General features: G+C 67.0%; 14 protein-coding genes. 3 read left to right on the top strand and 11 right to left on the bottom strand.

Going from position 1 to position 14840, the window contains the following annotated elements; genetic code table 11:
• The first annotated feature begins 148 nt into the window (after window positions 1-148).
• A complete protein-coding gene (locus FZ983_RS31110) occupies window positions 149-1063 on the top strand; it encodes a LysR family transcriptional regulator (protein ID WP_149228446.1) in 915 nt (304 codons plus the stop codon).
• A 55-nt stretch (window positions 1064-1118) separates the two neighbouring features.
• On the opposite strand, the gene FZ983_RS31105 is transcribed toward FZ983_RS31110, so the two are convergent.
• Genes FZ983_RS31105 through FZ983_RS31095 form a run of 3 tightly spaced genes read right to left on the bottom strand, consistent with a single transcriptional unit; the run spans window position 1119 to window position 3836 of the window.
• The gene (locus FZ983_RS31105) at window positions 1119-1955 is read right to left on the bottom strand and encodes an ABC transporter ATP-binding protein (protein WP_149228444.1); all 837 of its coding nucleotides are present in this window, start codon (window positions 1953-1955) and stop codon (window positions 1119-1121) included.
• A 25-nt stretch (window positions 1956-1980) separates the two neighbouring features.
• Window positions 1981-2814 carry an ABC transporter permease gene (locus tag FZ983_RS31100; protein WP_149228442.1) on the bottom strand — a complete coding sequence of 278 codons (834 nt, stop codon included), beginning with the start codon at window positions 2812-2814 and terminating at the stop codon, window positions 1981-1983.
• Window positions 2815-2843: 29 nt separating this feature from the next.
• A complete protein-coding gene (locus tag FZ983_RS31095) occupies window positions 2844-3836 on the bottom strand; it encodes an ABC transporter substrate-binding protein (RefSeq protein ID WP_149228440.1) in 993 nt (330 codons plus the stop codon).
• Between the two features lie 339 nt (window positions 3837-4175).
• Here FZ983_RS31095 and FZ983_RS31090 point away from each other — a divergent pair, with 339 nt between their 5' ends.
• Window positions 4176-5042: a 3-hydroxybutyryl-CoA dehydrogenase gene (locus tag FZ983_RS31090; protein WP_188092584.1), complete on the top strand. Its 867-nt coding sequence runs from the start codon at window positions 4176-4178 to the stop codon at window positions 5040-5042.
• A 127-nt stretch (window positions 5043-5169) separates the two neighbouring features.
• Here the strand turns inward: FZ983_RS31090 and thiD are convergent, their stop codons facing one another.
• The 3 genes from thiD to folP form a co-directional block, all read right to left on the bottom strand.
• The gene (gene thiD, locus FZ983_RS31085) at window positions 5170-5982 is read right to left on the bottom strand and encodes a bifunctional hydroxymethylpyrimidine kinase/phosphomethylpyrimidine kinase (RefSeq protein ID WP_149228438.1); all 813 of its coding nucleotides are present in this window, start codon (window positions 5980-5982) and stop codon (window positions 5170-5172) included.
• Window positions 5979-7352 carry a phosphoglucosamine mutase gene (glmM, locus tag FZ983_RS31080; RefSeq protein ID WP_149228436.1) on the bottom strand — a complete coding sequence of 458 codons (1374 nt, stop codon included), beginning with the start codon at window positions 7350-7352 and terminating at the stop codon, window positions 5979-5981. The genes thiD and glmM overlap by 4 nt, the downstream gene beginning before the upstream one ends.
• Before the next feature lie 141 nt (window positions 7353-7493).
• On the bottom strand, window positions 7494-8651 hold the full coding sequence (folP, locus tag FZ983_RS31075) for a dihydropteroate synthase (RefSeq protein ID WP_149228434.1): 1158 nt from the start codon (window positions 8649-8651) through the stop codon (window positions 7494-7496).
• Window positions 8652-8981: 330 nt separating this feature from the next.
• On the opposite strand from folP, the gene FZ983_RS31070 reads away from it, so the two are divergent.
• Entirely contained in the window at window positions 8982-9509 is a 528-nt protein-coding gene (locus FZ983_RS31070; RefSeq protein WP_149228432.1) for a hypothetical protein, read from the top strand.
• Between the two features lie 224 nt (window positions 9510-9733).
• On the opposite strand, the gene flhB is transcribed toward FZ983_RS31070, so the two are convergent.
• The 5 genes from flhB to fliQ all read right to left on the bottom strand — a co-directional run bounded on the left by flhB (window position 9734) and on the right by fliQ (window position 14814).
• Window positions 9734-10816, bottom strand: a complete 1083-nt coding sequence (gene flhB / locus FZ983_RS31065) for a flagellar biosynthesis protein FlhB (RefSeq protein ID WP_149228430.1) — start codon at window positions 10814-10816, stop codon at window positions 9734-9736.
• Window positions 10817-10819: 3 nt separating this feature from the next.
• A complete protein-coding gene (locus tag FZ983_RS31060) occupies window positions 10820-11578 on the bottom strand; it encodes a flagellar biosynthetic protein FliR (RefSeq protein ID WP_149228428.1) in 759 nt (252 codons plus the stop codon).
• Between the two features lie 6 nt (window positions 11579-11584).
• Window positions 11585-13678 (bottom strand): flagellar biosynthesis protein FlhA, encoded by a 2094-nt coding sequence (gene flhA / locus FZ983_RS31055; protein WP_149228426.1) that lies wholly within the window; start codon window positions 13676-13678, stop codon window positions 11585-11587.
• 76 nt (window positions 13679-13754) lie between these two features.
• The gene (locus FZ983_RS31050; protein WP_247884059.1) at window positions 13755-14537 is read right to left on the bottom strand and encodes a lytic transglycosylase domain-containing protein; all 783 of its coding nucleotides are present in this window, start codon (window positions 14535-14537) and stop codon (window positions 13755-13757) included.
• Between the two features lie 10 nt (window positions 14538-14547).
• Window positions 14548-14814 (bottom strand): flagellar biosynthesis protein FliQ, encoded by a 267-nt coding sequence (gene fliQ, locus FZ983_RS31045; protein WP_149228422.1) that lies wholly within the window; start codon window positions 14812-14814, stop codon window positions 14548-14550.
• Between the last annotated feature and the right edge of the window lie 26 nt (window positions 14815-14840).

The raw sequence follows: 14840 nt of genomic DNA, 5'->3' as shown, positions 1-14840 counted from the left end.
ATCGGAGTGACGACGAGTCCGCTGCCCGGTTGCGGGCCTTGGCTACGGATTGGGAAATTTTTTGATTGTTGGCTGCTGGATCAGCTCTGCCTCGACAGAATACACCGTCTAGTGCACAATGAAGTAGGCGGCTTTGGTTCATATCGTCATGAAAGCAATTCATAACCCGGCGCTCGACCTGAACCTGATCAAGGTGTTCGACGCGTTGCTGGAGACCCGCAACGTCTCCCGCGCGGCCGAGGCGCTGGGCGTCAGCCAGTCGGCGGTCAGCCACGCGCTGGGTCGGCTGCGCACGCTGGTCGGCGACCCCCTGTTCGTGCGCACCGGCAACCGGATGGAGCCGACGCCGCGCGCCCAGCGGCTGGCGGAGCCTCTGCGCGACCTGCTGGTCGGCGCCGCCCGCGCCCTGTCGGCGGAAGAGGATTTCGACCCGCAGCGGGAGGAGCGGAGCTTCAGCATCTCCACCCCCGATTCCATGCAGGCGGTCCTGCTGACCGGCATCCTGCGCGACGCGGCGGAAGGCGACCTGCGCGTGTCGGTCGCCCTGCGCAGCCTCGATCCAGACGCCATGCTGGATGCCCTGGACGACGGCACCCTCGATCTGGCGATCGGCTATTTACCGGAAGTACGGCGCTGGCATGACCGTCAGGTCCTGTACCGGGAGACCCATGTCTGCCTGTACAACCCGGATCTCGTGCCGGTCACCCCGCCGATCGGGCTGGAGGATTACACCCGCTATCCGCACCTGATGCCGTCCCTGCGCGGCGGCCTGACCAGCTTCATCGACGACGAGTTGGCCGCTCTCGGCACGAGCCGGCGCGTCGCTGCCTCCACCACCCAGTTCCTGGCGATTCCGATGATCCTGATGCGTGCGCCGATGCTGACCTCGCTGCCGGCCCGGCTGGCCCGGCTGTGTGCCGACGCGCTGGGGCTCGCCACCAGCCCCTTGCCCTTCGATGTCGGCGACTACGAGATGTCGATGATCTGGCACCGCCGCAACACCGGCTCCCCTTCCCACAGCTGGTTGCGCCAGCGCATCGGCGAGGAAGCGGCGAAGCTCTGACGCGAAAAGGGCGCCCATTGCGGGGCGCCCCTTCCTGTTCGCTCGGATCCTCCGGTCAGTCGGCGGTGACGGAGCGGATTTCGTCCTGGCTGAAGCGCTGCTGCTCCTCCATCACCATCTGCGACAGCTCCCGCTTCAGGCGGTTGAACTCCGGGGCGGAGCCGTCGCGCGGGCGAGGCATGTCGACAATGACGTCACGCTTGATGGTGCCCGGCCGGTAGGTCATCACGATGATGCGGTCGGCCAGATAGATGCTCTCCTCGATGGAGTGGGTGACGAACAGGATGGTCTTGCCGACCTCCTCCCAGATGCGCAGCAGCTCGTCCTGCAGGGTGCGGCGGGTCAGGGCGTCGAGCGCGCCGAACGGCTCGTCCATCAGCAGGATCGGACTGTCGAGCGCCAGGACGCGGGCGATGGCGACGCGCTGGCGCATGCCGCCCGACAGATCCTTGGGGAAGCGGTTGCGGAAGTCCTGCAGATGCAGCTTCTGCAGCAGCCACTCCACCCGCTCCGCGATCTCCGCCTTGGACATGCCCTTGATCTCCAGGCCGAAGGCGACGTTCTGCGCCACCGTCATCCAGGGGAATAGGGCATATTCCTGGAACACCATGCCGCGGTCGGGGCCGGGCTCGGTGATGGTGCGGCCATCGACGGTGACGGTCCCCTTCGTCGGCGGCTGGAACCCCGCCACCGCGTTCAGCAGCGTGGACTTGCCGCAGCCCGACGGACCGAGCAGGCAGACGAACTCGCCCTTGCGGATGTCGAGGTCGATGTTCTGCAAGGCGACGATCTTCTGCGGGCCGACCGAGAAGGTCTTCTCCACCCCCCGCACCTGGATCTGGACGGGGGCCGCCTCGGCAACGGGCGTGGTGTCGGCAACGGTCTTCAGCATGGGCGTCATCTCCATCCCCTCCCCATCAATTCTCAAGGCCGCGGTGCCAGCGCAGCAGGTGGTTGTTCAGACGGTTCATGCCGATGTCGATGGCGAGGCCCAGGAAGCCAATGGTGAACATCCCGGCGATGATCTTGTCGGACCACATGAACTCGCGCGCCTCCAGGATGCGGAAGCCGAGGCCAGAGTTGACGGCGATCATCTCCGACACGATCACGACGATGAAGGCGGTGCCGATGCCGATCCGCGCGCCGGCCAGGATATAGGGGGTGGCCGCCGGCAGGATAACGCGCAGGAACATGGTCAGCTTGCCGGCACCCAGGTTGCGGGCGGCGCGCAGATAGATGCCGTCGACATGGCGCACCCCGGCGATGGTGTTCATCAGCACCGGGAAGAAGGCGCCGATGGCGATCAGGAACACGGCCGGCGCGTTGCCCAGCCCGAACCACAGGATGGCCAGCGGGATGTAGGCGATGGGCGGGATCGGCCGCAGCACCTGCATCAGCGGGTCGAACAGCGCATAGACGCGCGGGTTGCCGCCCATGGCGAGGCCCAGCGGAAGCGCCAGCCCGGCGCCGACGGCGAAGCCCAGCACCACGCGGTACAGGCTGGACCAAGCGTCGAACAGCATCTCGCCCGACAGCGCCCACAGAATCCAGCTGGACTGCGCCGGATCATAGGCCTCGGTCGGCAGCAGATAGGCCCACCAGCGCTCCACCACCGCGACGGGAGAGGGCAGGACCACCGGGTTGATCAGGCCGGACGTGGACAGGACCTGCCACAGCACGATGACCAGGACGGGAACCAGGGAGCCGCGCAGCAGGGCGGCGGGCGAGAAACGGGTCTTGGCTTGGGACATGGGGCGTCCTCCTTCCGCTGGGTGTCGGCTCAGTTGGTCTTGACTTCACCGGTCTTGACGGAAGCCTTCGCCTTTTCCAGCAGGTCCAGCTTCACCCAGTCGGCGGCCTTCGGCGGGTTGTCCATGCGGCCGACGCCGAACTTCTGCATCATATCGGTCGTGACCTGCACATGATGGACCGACAAGTCGTAGCTGTAGGGAGAGTTGCCGATCGCGTCGCGGAAGTCCTGGCTGCTGATCTGGCCCTTGAACATCTGCTCGCGAACATACTTCTCCGCCAGATCGGGGTTGGCGATGAAGGTCGCCGTCGCCTCGACGAAGCAGCGGACCAGGCGCTCGGCCACCTCGGGCTTCTTCTTGTAGAAGTCCTCGGTGATGACCAGCGAGCGCACCGGTTCGCCCAGTTCGGTGTCGTAGGGCTTGATGACTTCGACGCCGAAGCCCTTGTTGATGGCTTGGCTCGACTGCGGCTCGGACTGCGACATGGCGTCGATGCTGCCGGCCAGCAGAGCCTGATTCATGTCGGCATAGGCCATGTAGACGATCTGCACGTCCTTGCCCGGACGGTCGGACCAGCTCAGCCCATGCTTCGCCAGTTCGGCCAGCAGGATCAGCTCCTGCGCGCCGCCGCGCGGGGTGGCGACCTTCTTGCCCTTCAGGTCGGCGATGGACTTGATGCCGGCGTCCGGCTTGGCGACGATGCGCGCCCCGCCCTTGGCGAAACCGGCCACCGCATAGATCGGCACGCCCGACGCACGGCCGGCGATGGCGGCGTCCACCGCGCTGGCGGCGACGTCGATCTCGCCGGCGACGATGGCCGGCAGGATATCGATGCCCTTGGGGAAGACCCGCTCTTCGATCTTCAGGTCGTACTTGCCGGCGATCTCCTTCATGTAGGAGACGGCGCCGTAATGGGCGAATTTCAGGTTGCCGAGTCGGACCAGATCGGCGGCCGAGGCGGCCTGGGTGGCGAGTGCGGCGGCGGCGAAAGCGGCGGCGGCAAGCAGGCTCTTCCGGAACATCGATTCTCTCCCCTGGGGCTTGGTCCGCGGCCCGTCGCCGCGGTTGCCTCAGAGAAGAGCAAAGGGCGTGCCATAGTCAGTTCGCCGCGCAAACATTTGAAATGCCTGGACCCGGCCATTCGGACCAAGCCCATGATCGGCGGATTTCCGCCTGCGCACCCGACGGCATCGGCGGATTTCCGCCGATCAGCGATCGGGACGGGGCTGCGGCAGGTCGACGCGCCGGCCGGAAGGTCCCCATGCCGCATACGACAAGTCATCGCAGCGCAACGAAAAAACGTGTAGAACTTGCTGCACCTGCGAACCAACGCAACCGCCAACCAATAGGGACAAGGAACAATGGCCGAGAGCATGGGAATCGAGACCATCGGCGTCATCGGCGCCGGACAGATGGGCAACGGCATCGCCCAGGTCTGCGCCGTCGCCGGCCTGACGGTGGTGATGACCGACATCTCCGAGGAAGCGGTGCAGCGGGGCCTGTCGACCGTCGGCAGCAGCCTGGACCGTCTGGTCAAGAAGGAGAAGATGACCGCCGCCGACCGCGAGGCGGCCCTGGCGCGCATCACCGCCACCACCGACAAGTCGAAGCTGGCGTCCTGCGATCTGGTGATCGAGGCCGCGACCGAGAACGAGGATCTGAAGGTCAAGATCCTGAAGGAGCTTTGCGCGACCCTGAAGCCGGAAGCGCTGGTCGCCACCAACACCTCGTCGATCTCCATCACCAAGCTGGCGACGGCCACCGACCGTCCCGACCGCTTCATCGGCCTGCATTTCTTCAACCCGGTGCCGCTGATGGCGCTCCTGGAGATCATCCGCGGCATCCAGACCAGCGACGACACGCATGCCAAGGCAATGGCCTTCGCCAAGCGCGTCGGCAAGTCGCCGATCACCGCCAAGAACAGCCCCGGCTTCGCCGTCAACCGCATCCTGTGCCCGATGATCAACGAGGCTATCTTCGCGCTGCAGGAAGGCATCGCCACCGCCGAGGACATCGACGCCGGCATGAAGGCCGGCTGCAACCACCCGATCGGCCCGTTGGCGCTCGCCGACCTGATCGGTCTGGACACCATGCTGTCGGTGATGGAGGTCTTCTATGAAGGCTTCAACGACCCGAAGTACCGCCCGGCCCCGCTGCTGAAGGAAATGGTCGACGCCGGCTATCTCGGCCGCAAGACCGGCCGCGGGTTCTACGACTACAGCAAGTGAGGTTTGGGGGAGTTAGACCCCCACCTATCCTCCCCCGCTGGGCGGGGGAGGGACTGCCGCTACTCTCCCGCATCAGCACTTGCCCCCTCCCCCGCCCAGCGGGGGAGGGTTGGGGGGGTCTAACTCCTCACGAAAACTCCCGCACCGTATGCAGGTGGTTCAGCGGCCCATGCCCGTGGCCCAGCCCCGGCGCACTCAAGATCGCCGTCTCCACATACCGCCGCGCCCGCGCCACCGCGTCGCGCGTGCCCAGCCCCTGCGCCAGACCCGCGGCGATCGCCGAGGACAGGGTGCAGCCGGTGCCGTGGGTGTGGGGCGTGTGAACGCGGCGGCCCTCGAAGACCGTCTCGCCCTCTTCCGTCAGAAGCAGGTCGTAGAGGCTGTCGTCCTCCAGGTGCCCGCCCTTCAGCAGCACCGATTTCGGCCCGAAGCTCAGCATCAGTTCCGCGGCGCGGCGCATGTCGTCCAGGTCGCGGATCGGCAGGTCGGTCAGCGCCTCCGCCTCCGGCAGGTTGGGCGTCACCACCTCGGCCAGCGGCAGCAGGCGCTTGCGCAGGGTCACCACGGCGTCGGGATTGAGCAGGTGGTGGCCGCTCTTGGCGATCATGACGGGATCGAGCACCAGCGGCACATTGACCGCGCGGGCCTCATACTCCGCCGCCACCGCCTCGATGACGGGGGCGTTGGCGAGCATGCCGATCTTCACTGCGTCGGCGCCGATGTCTTCCAGCACCACCTTCATCTGCAAGGCGACGAAGGCCGGATCGACCGGCACCACGCCATAGACGCCGGTGGTGTTCTGCGCCGTCAGCGCGGCGATGGCGGTCGCGGCATAGGCGCCGAGCGCGCTGACCGCCTTGATGTCGGCCTGAATGCCGGCACCGCCGCCGGAATCCGACCCGGCGACGATCAGGACGCGGCCTCTCACCGAGCCGGTCATTGCGCAGCCTCCAGGCTGCGGGTGGCGCTGGCGCGGATGGCATCGGCGATGTCGCCGACCACGCCATGGACCAGCGCCTCGTCGTCGCCCTCCGCCATCACGCGGATGACCGGCTCGGTGCCCGACTTGCGGATCAGGATGCGGCCACTGGATGCCAGCCGCGCCTCGCCGTCCTTGATCGCCTGCTGGACGACGGCATCCTCCAGCGGCTTGGTCCCGGCGGCGAAACGGACATTGGTCAGCTTCTGCGGCACCGGATCGAAGACGCGGCAGACCTCGCTCGCCGAACGGCCGTCGGCCTGGATCAGTACCGCCAGCACCTGCAGCGCCGCGATCAGCCCGTCACCGGTGGTGGAATAGTCGGACAGCACCACATGGCCCGACTGCTCGCCGCCGACATTGTAGCCGCGCTCGCGCATCATCTCGACGACATAGCGGTCGCCCACGGGCGTGCGGGCCAGATGCAGGCCGAGTCCGCCAAGATGGCGCTCCATGCCCAGGTTGGACATGACGGTGGCAACCACGCCGCCGCCGCGCAAGGTCTGCGACCGCGCCCAGGAGGTGGCGATCAGGCTCATCAGCTGGTCGCCGTCGATCGGGCGCCCGGACTCATCCACCATGATCAGCCGGTCGGCATCGCCGTCCAGCGCGACGCCCAGATGGGCGCCGTGGGCGACCACCTGCTCCTGCAGGGTCTGGGTGGCGGTGGCGCCGCAGCCCTTGTTGATGTTGGTGCCGTCAGGGCTGACGCCGACCGGGATCACGTCGGCCCCCAGCTCGTACAGCACCTTGGGCGCGACCTTGTAGGCGGCGCCGTTGGCGCAATCGACGACGATCTTCAGCCCGTCCAGCCGCAGGCCGCGCGGGAAGGTGTTCTTCACATATTCGATGTAGCGGCCGGTGGCGTCGTCCAGCCGGCTGGCGCGGCCGAGATCGGCGGGGCCGGCGAGGTCAGGGGCGAAGGGCAGCGCCATGCGCCGCTCGATCGCCGCCTCGACCTCGTCCGACAGCTTGTAGCCGTCGGGGCCGAACAGCTTGATCCCGTTGTCCTGATAGGGGTTGTGCGACGCGGAGATCACCACGCCCATGTCGGCACGGAGCGAGCGGGTCAGCATGGCGACCGCCGGGGTCGGCAGCGGCCCGACCAGCACCACGTCCATCCCCATGGAGATGAAGCCGGCGGTCAGCGCCGGTTCCAGCAGATAGCCGGACAGGCGGGTGTCCTTGCCGATCACCACCCGGTGCCGGTGGTCGCCGCGGCGGAACTGCAGCGCGGTCGCCATCGCCACGCGCAGGGCCGTTTCGGCGGTCATCGGGTCGATGTTTGCGGTGCCACGGATGCCGTCGGTGCCGAACAGGTGTCGCGTCATGAAAACCTCGTGCAGGAACCGTCTTCAGGCCCGGATGTCGGGGTTCGGGGCCGGAAGCGCAAGCGAAGGATGTTTCTTCGCGCGGCAGCCCGGCCGGGTCAAGTTCCCTTAGGCGACTGCGCGAAAGGGGTATGGCCTGGATCAGCGGGGATGCAGCCCCTCCCAAAGGGCACGGGCCTGCGCCGTTTCGGCCACGTCGTGGACGCGCAGGATCTGGGCGCCCTGGTTCAGCGTCTCCAGCCCGGCGGCAAGCGAGCCGGCCAGCCGCTCCTTCGGCGGCTCCTCGCGCGACAGGCGGCCGATGAAGCCCTTGCGCGACAGCCCGATCAGCACCGTGCAGCCCAGCGCATGGTACAGCGTGGTGTGGCGCAGGATCTCCAGATTGTGTTCCGTCCTCTTACCGAAGCCGATGCCGGGATCGACGGCGATGCGCTCCGGGGCCACGCCGGCCGCGGCGCAGCGGGCAACCCGATCCTCCAGCCAGTCGAACACATCGAGCGCCGCGTCGCGGTATGTCGGATTGGCCTGCATGGTGCCGGGATCGCCCTGCATGTGCATCACCACCACCGGGGTGCCGGTGCGCGCGACGACCGGCAAGGCCTGCGGGTCGCCCAGCCCGGCGATGTCGTTGACGATCCGGGCGCCGGATGCGGCGGCGGACTCCATCACGCTGGCGTGGCGGGTGTCGACCGAGACCGTGGCCCCCTTCTCGGCGAAATGGCGGATGACCGGCAGAACACGCCGCTCCTCCTCCTCCGGCGGGACCGGGGCGGCGCCAGGGCGGGTGGATTCGCCGCCGATGTCCAAAATGTCGGCGCCGGCGGCCAGCATCGCCTCGCCATGGGCGATGGCGGCGGCAGGGTCGAGGAAGTCGCCGCCGTCGGAAAAGCTGTCCGGCGTCACGTTGACGATGCCCATGATGAGCGGCCGGTCGAGCGCCAACCCGGCGAAGGGCGCACGGGCGCGGGTCAGGGCGCCAAGCTGGCGGTCCAGCGCCTCCGCCACAGTGCGCGAGCGTTCCCAGCCCCAGGCCATGATCTCGGACAGCGGCGCGAAGGCGCGGTCGATGCGGGCGGCTTGGTCGCGGACGATCAGTTCAGCGGTCGAAAAGGCGAAGCGCCCGCCGGCCAGCGGCACCGCCGCCCCCTTGGCCCAGGCGGCGATGGGCATCAAGCCGACAGGCCGCAGATAGACCCGCACCCCCTCCTCCCCCGCCCAGGGGCAGAAGCCGGCCAGCGACCCGGCGGCCGATTTGGGTGCTGCAGCCTTGGCGGCGGGCTTTGCGGAAAGCGGCGGCATCGGGGTCCCCTTCACGTCACGGGTAGGCTGTCCCGTTCCTGGCACGCGATAGGCGGGATGGCAAGGGTACCATAGCGGACAGCTCCCTCCCTCGCACTGTGAGAGGGCGGTGATCGCCGGAAGATGGAACAGCGTGGAACAGCTTTCGGCGAATGGTCCTTCCGACGGCTATCGGAGAGTTGCCGAGATGGATCACAAATGGCGCCTGCGGCAGTTTCTCATTGATTCGGCTGAGGAAGATAGGAGTTCTCCCTGACATTCTTTAATCACATCTTAACAACCGATTACCAAATTCCAGTAGGGCAACTTTACATCCAGGTTCTTGCAACAATGGGTATCGAGGGTAACATTTGTACCAAGACATGTAATTTTAAATCTGCTACTGCCTTGATTGTCGACGGCAATGCGTCGTCCAGCGAATTGATGGAAAGAACCCTTTCTGGCCTTAAACTGAAACACATCTATCGCTCGCTCTCCACCGAAGACGCTCTCTCGCTTCTTTCAGAGATCGATATCGGCATTGTCATCATAAACGCAGATACAATCCATGAGAAAGCGCTTCAGCTCTTAGAAATGGTAAGATTTCGCCGGAAAAAATACTCATTTCCAGATAGAAAATTGAAGTATATATCTATAACTCCCTTCGTAATCACCAGCTCTGCGGTGACGCCTAAAATGGTGGAGAAAGCTGCAGATGCAGGAATCTGCGCATTGGTTTCCATGCCTTTAAGGCCCATTGATCTTATGAATAAAATCAAAAGCCTTCTTTATGTGCACTGCCAAGACAATTGCTTCAGTATGGCAAATCCATCGCTTGAAGGCGCCAGATTCCTGGAGGAACCCAACAGTTCCCGCTGACGTAAAGCCAGAATCTCTGTGTCGTCGACGGCGGATTTTGACGAGACATCCTCAAGGAACCCTCACCTTGGTCTCAAGTGCACTGCCCCAGACACAGGATTCATGGAGGCCGCGCCGTGCGATTCTGTCGGCATGGCCCAGCGATCGATCCAGCCCCCCGCCAAAAAGTGCTACTGCGATGGCAACGCTCTCCTGCGGGGTGGAGGGCGTTTACTCATACATTCTCACCCCCGACGCGCCAGACCGCCTTTCAGCTTCAGCACATAGGTGATGACCTCCGCCACCGCCTGATAATGCTGGAGCGGGATGGCGGCATCGACCTCCGCCGAGGCGTGGAGGGCGCGGGCCAGCGGCGGGTTCTCGACGATGGGGATGCCGTGTTCCTGCGCCAGCGCGCGGATGCGCAGCGCGATCAGGTCGGCGCCCTTGGCGAGGCAGATCGGGGCGGCGGTGCGGCCGCGCTCATACTCCAGCGCCACGGCGAAATGGGTGGGGTTGGTGATGACCACCGTCGCCCGCGGGACGTTCGCCATCATCCGCTTCTTGGAGCGCGAGCGGCGGATGTCGCGCAGGCGGGCCTTGGCGTGGGGATCGCCCTCGATCTGCTTGAATTCGTCCTTGATCTCCTGGTGGCTCATGCGCAGGCGGCGGCGCCATTCCAGGCGGTTCCACAGCACGTCCACCGCCGCCATCAGGACGGTCGCCAGCAGCACCGCCAGCAGCAGCCGCAAGGTCACGTCCCGCAGCAGCACGGGCAATCCGGCGACGTCCATGCCCACAGTATCCTCCGTCCATGCGATGTAGGGCGCCAGTGCATGCCAGGCGGCAGCGCTGATGATGGCGAGCTTGACCAGACTCTTGACGAATTCGACCAGCGCCGGCCGCCCGGCCATCCGCTTCCAGCCCGAGGCGGGCGACAGGTGCGACCATTTCGGCCGAATGCGGTCGGAGGCGACCAGAAAGGGCCCCTGCCCCAGCGCCGACAGCACCACCCCGCCCAGCAGGATGCCCAGCACCGGCAGCAGAGCCGCCGCGGCGCCGACGATCAGCCAATGCAGGCTGTGGATGACGTCGACGGCGCTTCCGTCGATGCGGATGTCGTCGGGATTCTCGATCAGCGGCAGCAACAGGCCCGACAGCTGCGAGGAGACGCCGGGCGCCGCCATCAGCACGATCATCCAGGCGGCGACCATGGCGGACAGCAGGCCGACGTCGCGGGCGCGGGGGACGTCGCCCTTCTCCGCCGCCTCGCGCAGGCGCTTCTCTGTCGGTTCCTCTGTCTTCTGCTCGTCGTCCTGCTCCGCCATCCGTCAGGACCCCGAGAGCCAGCCGCCGAGCGCGGCGACGAAGGCGGTCAGCATCGCGCCGGCGGTCGCCATGAACAGGCCCATGCCCACCATCAGCACGCCCGGCGTCGCGACGAAATAGACGGGCATCGCCGGCATCACCCGGTTGACCAGCCCCAGCGCCACATTCATCACCAGCCCGTAGAGGATGAAGGGGGCCGCCAGTCCCACCCCCAGCCGGAAGGTCGCCGCCAACAGCTCGGCGAAGCGCTGGGCGACCATGCCGAGGTCCGGGAACACCCCCGCCGGCCATGAACCGTAGGAGCGCGCCAGCGCCCCGATCATCAGGTAATGCACGTCCGATGCGAACAGCAGCGCCAGCCCGCCGATCAGCAGCACTCCCGACAGCACCGATCCGCCCTCGAACCCCGCCGCCTCCATCGAGAACGGGTTGCTGAGCCCGACGACCTGCGCCACCAGCGCGCCGGTGGTCTGCAGGGCGGCCATGAACAGCCGTGCGCCGATCCCGAGATAGGCGCCGACCAGCGACTCCCCCGCCAACGCGCGCAGCATTTCCACCGGCTGGTCCGGCATGCGGTCGGGCAGCCCGTCGCCCCCCGGCAGCAGCACCAGCGTGACGATGATCGCCAGCGCCGCCCGTATCCGCATCGGCACCGCCGCCTCCCCGAATCCCGGCAGCAGCCCGATGGCCGCCGCCACCCGCGCCAGCACGATCAGGCCGCGGTAGATCTCCAGGGTGAGGAGCTGGCTGAGCCCGTCCATCCGCGCCTACACCTGATCGATGGTCTTGAGCGACGCCTTGCGGTGCAGCTCGGCATGGCTCAGAACCGGGGTCATCGGGCTGACCCGCTCCAGCAGGGAACGGACGAAGGGACGCACCTCCGCCCCCACCAGCAGGGCGGGCCAGATTTGCGAGGTCGCGTGCTTCTGGATCTTCAGCCGCACCGCTGTCAGGAATTCCTGCACCTGGCTGGGCGGCATGACGAAGCGGCGGTCGTCGCCCTCCACCACGATGTGGTCGAGCAGGGCCTGCTCCCAGCGCGGGCTAAGCGCGATGACCGACACGAAGCCATCCGGCCCGGCCAGACCCTGGTGGATCTGCTGGCCCAGCCGCATCCGCACATGCTCGGTGATCAGCGTGATGTGGCGGGTCCAGCCGACGGCCTCCGCCACCGCCTCGACGATGGCCGGCAGGTTGCGGATCGACACCCGTTCCGACAGAAGCTGCTGCAGCACGCGCTGGAGCACGACCAGCGAAATCTGGCTCGGCACCATGTCGTTGATCAGCTTCTGGTACTCGCGGCCCAGGCCGTCGATCAGCTTCTGCAACGCGGCGAAGGTCAGCAGGGTGGACAGGTTGTCCTTGATGACCTCGGTCAGGTGGGTGGTGATGACGCTTTCCGGATCGACGACGGTGTAGCCCTTCGCCACCGCCTCCTCATGGCGGGAGGGGTCGATCCATTTGGCCTGCAGGCCGAAGGTCGGCTCGCGCGTCGCGTCGCCGGCGATGTCGGGAACGGCGCCGCCGGTGGGGTCGATGGCCAGCAGATGCTTGGGCCGCACCTCCCCCTTCGCCGCCTCCACCCCCATGATGCTGATGACGTAGCTCTTGGGCGGCAGGAAGCTGGAATCCTTGATGCGCACCGACGGCAGAACGAAGCCGAATTCCGTGGCGAAGCGCTTGCGCAGCGTCTTCACCTTGGTGGTCAGCGGCCCGTTCTTGTTCAGGATCAGCGGGACGAGGTGGTTGCCGACCTCCACCTTCACCTCGTCGACCTTCAGCATGTCCTCCACCGCCTCTTCCGGCGCGGCGGGCGGCGCCTTGCGGCTTTCCTCCAGCTTGGCGAGCGCCGCGGCGCGGGCCTTGCGGCGCGGCGCGTACCAGCCCAGCACGGCGAAGGCCGACCCCATGGCGAGGAAGGGCGCCATCGGCAGGCCGGGCGTGATCGCCAGCACCACCAGCAGGCCGGACGCCACCATAAGCGCCTTCGGGTAAGCGCCGAGCTGGTCGATCACCGCCTTTTCGGCGGAGCCGATGTTGCCGCCCTTGGTCACCAGCAGGCCGGCGGCCAGCGACACCACCAGTGCCGGGATCTGCGTCGCCAGCCCATCGCCCACCGTCAGGGTGGTGTAGATGGAGGCGGCGTGCTCGAAGCTCATCCCCTTCTGGGCGATGCCGATGGCCATGCCGCCGAGAACGTTGATGACGGTGATGACCAGCCCGGCCACCGCGTCGCCGCGCACGAATTTCGATGCACCGTCCATCGCGCCGTAGAAGGTGCTTTCGTCCTCCAGTTCCTTGCGGCGGCGGCGCGCCTCGACCTCGTCGATCATGCCGGCGGAGAGATCCGCGTCGATTGCCATCTGCTTGCCGGGAATGGCGTCCAGCGTGAAGCGCGCGCCCACCTCGGCGATGCGGGTGGCACCCTTGGTGATGACCACGAAGTTGATCACCACCAGGATGCAGAAGATCACCACGCCGATGACGAAGTTGCCGCCCATCACGAACTGGCTGAAGCCCTGGATGACGTGGCCGGCGGCGGCGTGGCCGTTGTGCCCCTCGCTGAGGATCAGGCGGGTGGACGCGATGTTCAGCGCCAGCCGCAGCATCGTCACCACCAGCAGCACGGTGGGGAAGGACGAGAAGTCCAGCGGCCGCGGGATCCACAGCGACACCATCAGCACCAGCACCGCGACCGAGAAGGACAGCGCCAGCCCGAGATCGAGGAACCAGGACGGCACCGGCAGGAACAGCACCGCCAGCACCAGCAGGATGCCGACCGCGAACAGCACGTCGCGGTTCGCCAAGCCGATGTCGCCGATCAGGCCGAACCGGCTGCGGACGTGATCCGTGAAGGTCATGGGGTCCCGACGGGTTTGTGAAGGAAGGGCGTTTCGCCAACGATAGGGGGGTGCGGTAAAACCGGGATTTAAGCTGTCACTGCGTCGGCAGCAGCGGCCGGGCCGGGCCGTCGGCGAACAGGCCGGACAGGAAGCTCAGCCGCCCGCGCTCCGCCGGGGTGAAGGAAGCCGCGCCTCCGCCCGGACCCGCCGCCAGCGTCTCCAGGTAGCCCAACGCCCCCGCGACCCAGCGCAAATTGCCGGTCACCCGCTGGCGATAGGCCTCACCGCGTTCGGACTGGGACGAGTGGTAGCGGGCGATGGCGCTCTCCAGCGAGCCGTGGTCGCGCCGCAGCGCCGACAGGAAGGACGCGGCATAACGGGCATTGGCGACCGGATCGAAGGCGGTGACGAGATCGGGGAAGGCCTCGGGGTGCCAGCGCAGGTTGACTTGCAAGCATCCGACGTCGATGGAGCGCACGCCGCGCGCCTGCGTTTCCCGCACGAAGGCGATGGCGTCGTCGCGCGTCGGGAAATAGTGGGACCGCCCTTCGGTGTTGACGGTCCAGGGCCAGGCGGTGAACAGCCGGTCCTCCGTCCGCCGGCCGGACTCGGTGAAGCCCATCGCCAGCAGCAGATGGTCGGTGATGCCGGCCGCCTTCTCCGCATCCAGGATGGCGGCGATGCATTGCGCTTCCGGCGGCAGGGCCTTGCGCGACGCTTGGGGGGCGGGCTGGGCGGGCAGCTTCGGCGCGGCGTAGAGCGCGGTGCTCCACACCCCGATCTGCGAGAGGTTGACCGGCGGCGCCGCCGCACCGCCGGCCGGACTTACGAGCAGCCCGAGAAGGGGGATGACCGCTCGCAACAGGGGGCGCCGCATCGCCACGGCATCAGTCGATGGCGACGATCAGGTCGCTCAACCGGTCGGCGTAGGTGGCGAGCGCGCCATACATGAAGGGCAGCGCCAGCACCGTCACCACCAGGATCGCGACGATCTTCGGCACGAAGGTCAGCGTCATCTCCTGCACCTGGGTCAGCGCCTGCACCAGCGAGATCGTCACGCCCACCACCACCGCCACGATCAGCGGCGGCGCGGCGATCAGCAGGGTCGTCCAGATGCCGCTGCGCAACACCTCCAGCACGTCGGCTTGGTTCATGGGGAGATCCTTCGTTCGTGGGGAGG

This window comes from Azospirillum sp. B21 (assembly GCF_008364825.1).
GTDB lineage: Bacteria > Pseudomonadota > Alphaproteobacteria > Azospirillales > Azospirillaceae > Azospirillum.
This window is presented reverse-complemented; position numbering and strand designations above follow the sequence as displayed.